Raw genomic sequence first — 5,044 nt, 5'->3', positions numbered from 1 at the left:
GTGTTCGTGACGCAGATCCGCTCGGTGGACGTGGGCCGCGAGAACATCGTCGCCGCCACCGGCTTGCGCGAATCCGCCATGCTGACCGAGGACGAGAACATTGTTGAAATCAAGTTCGCGGTTCAATACCGTCTGAACGACGCCCGGGCTTTTCTGTTTGAAAGCCGCGACCCCGATGCTTCGGTGGTGAAGGTGGCCGAGACCGCGCTGCGCGAGGTGGTCGGCAAGATGAAGATGGATGCCGCGTTGGCCGAGGAGCGCGACCAGATTGCCCCGCGTGTGCGCACGCTGATGCAATCCATGCTGGACCGCTACAAGGTGGGCATCGACGTGGTGGGTATCAACCTGCAGCAAGACGGTGTGCGCCCGCCCGAGCAGGTTCAAGCCGCGTTCGACGATGTGCTCAAGGCCGGGCAGGAGCGCGAACGCGCCAAGAACGAAGCCCAGGCGTATGCCAACGACGTGATCCCACGTGCCCGTGGCGCAGCGTCTCGCTTGACGGAGGAAGCCGAAGGCTACCGTGCCCGCATCGTGGCACAGGCCGAGGGTGATGCCAACCGCTTCAGTTCGGTGCTGAGCGAGTACCAGAAGGCGCCGCAGGTCACACGCGACCGCATGTATGTGGACACCATGGAGAAGATTTACGGCAATGTGACCAAGGTGTTGGTGGACAGCAAGTCGGGATCGAATCTCTTGTACCTGCCGCTGGACAAGATCATGCAAATGACGGGGCAGACCGCTGCAGCCCCTGGCCCCGGCACCAGTTCGGTCCCGGCGACAACACCGCGCATACCCGACAACTCGGCCCGCTCGCGCGAGCGCGAGAGCCGCTGAGCAGCGTTCGGACATCCAGCGATCAAAGAGTCAAGACATGAATAAATTGGGTTTCATCATCACCTCGGTGCTCGTGGCACTGGGGATCGTCAGCGCCACGCTGTTTGTAGTGGACCAGCGCCAATTCGGCGTGGTGTTCCAGTTGGGTCAGATCAAGAAGGTCGTGACCGAACCGGGCCTGAACTGGAAGATCCCGCTGGTGCAAAACGTGTCCTACATCGACAAGCGCCTGCTCACCCTGGAGAGCACCGACACCGAGCCCACGCTCACGGCGGAAAAGCAACGCGTGGTGATCGACTGGTATGTGCGCTGGCGCATCAGCGAGCCGCAGCAGTACATCCGCAACGTCGGCGTCAACGAACGGGCCGGCGCCTTGCAGCTCAACCGCGTGGTGCGCAACTCGTTCCAGCAGGAAGTCAACAAGCGCACGGTGAACGAATTGCTGTCCACCCGCCGCGAAGAGTTGATGGAGGACGTGAAGCGCCAGGTGTTGGCTGCCGTGCGTGGGGTTGAGAAGCCCTGGGGCATGGACGTGGTCGATGTGCGCATCACCCGCGTGGACTATGTGGCGGACATCACCAAGTCGGTCTACGACCGCATGGAGGCGGAGCGCAAACGCGTGGCCAACGAACTGCGCTCCACCGGTTTTGCCGAGGGCGAAAAAATCCGTGCCGATGCCGATCGCCAGCGCGAAGTCATCGTGGCCAACGCGGTCCGCGATGCGCAAAAGGTGAAGGGCGACGGCGACGGCAAAGCCGCTGCGATTTACGCCCAGGCCTTTGGGCGCGATCCGGCATTTGCGCAGTTCTACCGCAGCCTGGAAGCCTACAAGTCCAGTTTCAGCAGCAAGTCCGATGTGCTGGTGATCGATCCGAGTTCGGACTTCTTCAAGGCCATGCGCAGCAGCAACGTCGCCAAATAAGCGGCCCGGTCCTCCAGGACCTGCGCCACTTTGACGCCGCTTCTCCGCTGGGCCATTTTTCGCTGCACCGCGCCCTTGGGTAGCGCTGCCTGCCCGGTCCGCCACCCACCGCACCCTTTGCCGATCCCGCTAGCGCGCATGTGCGCCCGAACCAGGGCGCGGCACGGTGGCCCGGCCCGACAGCACGCCTGAGCCTTGCCTTGCGCGAACCGCGCCGAAGGCGAAACTGCGGAGCGTGTCTGGCGGCCCGGTAAAATCACGTTTTTAACAGCACCACACCATGCCCATGTCAGCCTGGGTCCTTCCGGATCACATTGCCGATGTCCTGCCCTCCGAGGCGCGGCACATCGAAGAACTTCGCAGGGTATTGCTGGACACCGCGCGTGGCTATGGCTACGAGCTGGTCATGCCGCCACTGCTGGAGCATCTGGAGTCCTTGCTCACCGGCACCGGTGAAGCCCTGGATCTGCAAACCTTCAAATTGGTGGATCAGCTTTCGGGCCGAACCCTGGGCTTGCGCGCGGACAGCACGCCCCAGGTGGCCCGCATCGACGCCCATTTGCTCAACCGCCAAGGGGTGGCGCGGCTGAGCTATTGCGGCCCGGTGGTGCACACCCGCATCGATCGTCCGCTGGCCAGCCGCGAACCCTTGCAGCTGGGCGCGGAAATTTATGGCCACGCCGGGCTGGAAGCCGATCTGGAAGTGATCGAACTGGCGCGCGCCTGCTTGAACGCCGCAGGCGTGCAGCGCCCTTTGTTGGACATGGCCGATGTGCGGGTGATCGACGCGGTGCTCGCTCCGCTGGCGGCCAAGCCAGACTTGGTTTCGCGTCTGCATGCTGCGCTGGCAGCCAAGGACGCGGCCGAAATCAAGATCCTGTCGCGCGACCTGCCAGAGTCCGTGCGCAACGATTTGCAGGCCTTGCCGCGCCTGTTTGGCGACGTGTCGGTGCTGGACGAAGCGCGGCGCTGCCTGCAGCCTTCCCCGGCGTTGCACGAGGCGCTGGACCAACTGGCCTGGCTGGCGTCGCACGTGCAGGGGCTGGACGTCTCGTTCGACTTGTCCGACCTGCGCGGTTACGCCTATTACACAGGCATGCGCTTTGCGCTCTTCTCACAAGAGTCGGGTGCGGCCCAGACCCAGTCGGTCGAGCTGGCACGCGGTGGCCGCTACGACGAAGTGGGTGCGGTGTTTGGTCGCAAACGCCCTGCAGTGGGTTTCAGCCTCGACCTCAAGGAGCTGGTGTCGGCGCTGGCACCGCGCCCGCTGTTGGGCGCCATCCGCGCGCCCTGGAGCATGGACGCGGGCTTGCGTCAGGCTGTGGCGGAACTGCGCGCGAGCGGACACACGGTGGTGTGCGTGCTCCCAGGTCACGAAGACGAGTTGGATGAATTCCGATGCGACCGCCAGCTGGTGCCCGATGCGGCACAGGGTGGCGCATGGACAGTCAAGAACATTTGAACGGAAACAGCAGATGACGAACAGCAATGGCGCCTTGATTCCCGGGCGCAATGTGGTGGTGGTGGGCACGCAATGGGGCGATGAAGGCAAGGGCAAGCTGGTGGACTGGCTGACCGAGTCCGCGCAGGGCGTGGTGCGCTTTCAGGGCGGTCACAACGCGGGTCACACCTTGGTGATCAACGGCGTGAAAACCGCGCTGCACCTCATTCCCAGCGGCATCATGCGCGCCGGGGTCAAGTGCTACATCGGCAACGGTGTGGTGTTGTCGGCCGGCAAGTTGTTCGAAGAAATCGCCGGCCTCGAAAAAGCGGGTGTCGAGGTGCGTTCGCGTTTGCGCGTGAGCGAAGCCTGTCCTTTGATTCTGCCGTTCCACGCCGCGATCGACATCGCACGCGAAGCGGCCAAGGAAAAAGCGGGCAACGCCAAAATCGGCACCACCGGACGTGGCATCGGCCCCGCCTACGAAGACAAGATCGCACGCCGTGCCCTGCGCGTGCAAGACCTGAAGTATCCGGATCGCTTCGCGGCCAAGCTGCGCGAGTTGCTGGCGCTGCACAACCACTTGCTCACCACCTGGCTGGGTTCGGCCAGCATGGTCTGGGACGAAAAAATCGCGGCCTACATGCAGAACGGCGAGATCCAGTTCGACGCCGTGTACAACGAAGCCATGGCGCAGGCGGAACTGCTCAAGCCCATGATCGCCGACGTGTCGCGCGAGCTCAACGATGCCCACCGTGCTGGCGCCAATCTGCTGTTTGAAGGCGCGCAAGGCACGCTGCTCGACATCGACCACGGCACCTACCCCTTCGTCACGTCCAGCAACTGTGTCGCTGGCAACGCCGCCGCCGGTTCGGGTGTGGGTCCTGGCATGCTGCACTATGTGTTGGGCATCACCAAGGCCTATTGCACGCGGGTGGGCGGTGGCCCGTTCCCGACCGAGCTCGATTGGGAAAAAGAGGGCACGCCCGGCTGGCACATGGCCACCGTGGGTGCAGAAAAAGGCGTGACCACCGGGCGCAGCCGCCGCTGCGGCTGGTTCGACGCTGCGTTGCTGAAGCGCTCGGCCCAAGTCAATGGCCTCACCGGTTTGTGTATCACCAAGCTCGACGTGCTGGACGGCCTGTCGGAGCTGTTGCTGTGCACCGGCTACGAGCTCGACGGTGAAGTGATCGACATCCTGCCGCTGGGTGCCGAGGACATCGCGCGCTGCAAGCCCATTTACGAGACCATTCCCGGCTGGAGCGATTCTTCCGTGGGCGTCACGCGCTACGAAGACCTGCCCGCCAATGCCCAGCGTTACCTGCGGCGGATCGAAGAGACCACCGGCGTGCCGGTGCACATCGTCTCCACCAGCCCGGACCGCGACCACACCATTTTGCTCAAGCACCCCTACCGCGCTTGACGCTTACCCGCCCATTTCGGCCCGCCATCGTGCAAAATCGAACCCGACCCTTCCACACGGAGCCCGCATGCTGACCGAAGACGGAAAACACCTGTACGTGTCTTATGACGAGTACCACAGCCTGATCGAAAAGCTGGCGCTCAAGGTCTACCAGTCCGACTGGGATTTCGACGTCATTTTGTGTCTGGCACGTGGCGGCATGCGCCCCGGCGACATTCTTTCGCGCATTTTCAACAAGCCCCTGGCCATCATGTCCACCAGCTCCTACCGTGCCAGCGCGGGCACGGTGCAGGGCAATCTGGACATCGCGCGCTTCATCACCACACCCAAGGGCGAAATCGCGGGCAAGGTCTTGCTGGTGGACGATCTGGCCGACTCCGGCCACACGCTCAAAGCCGTGGTGGAGATGCTGAAGAGCAACTAC

5 protein-coding genes are annotated in these 5,044 nt (G+C 63.5%); all 5 read left to right on the top strand.

Translation table 11 applies throughout. The features are described 5' to 3' along the window. The coding region (hflK, locus tag ABYB95_RS16855) for an FtsH protease activity modulator HflK (RefSeq protein ID WP_372659715.1) at positions 1-834 on the top strand (834 nt) is incomplete at its 5' end. 37 nt (positions 835-871) lie between these two features. Next, positions 872-1,756 carry a protease modulator HflC gene (hflC, locus tag ABYB95_RS16850; protein ID WP_372659714.1) on the top strand — a complete coding sequence of 295 codons (885 nt, stop codon included), beginning with the start codon at positions 872-874 and terminating at the stop codon, positions 1,754-1,756. Positions 1,757-2,042: 286 nt separating this feature from the next. Continuing rightward, positions 2,043-3,218 (top strand): ATP phosphoribosyltransferase regulatory subunit, encoded by a 1,176-nt coding sequence (locus ABYB95_RS16845; RefSeq protein ID WP_372659716.1) that lies wholly within the window; start codon positions 2,043-2,045, stop codon positions 3,216-3,218. Positions 3,219-3,231: 13 nt separating this feature from the next. Then, positions 3,232-4,620, top strand: coding sequence for an adenylosuccinate synthase (locus tag ABYB95_RS16840; protein WP_372659713.1), 1,389 nt, complete (start codon positions 3,232-3,234; stop codon positions 4,618-4,620). Positions 4,621-4,687: 67 nt separating this feature from the next. Further along, a partial coding sequence (locus tag ABYB95_RS16835; protein WP_372659712.1) for a phosphoribosyltransferase occupies positions 4,688-5,044 on the top strand: 357 nt, incomplete at its 3' end.

The organism is Hydrogenophaga sp., assembly GCF_041633695.1.
Lineage (GTDB): Bacteria > Pseudomonadota > Gammaproteobacteria > Burkholderiales > Burkholderiaceae_C > Hydrogenophaga.
This window is presented reverse-complemented; position numbering and strand designations above follow the sequence as displayed.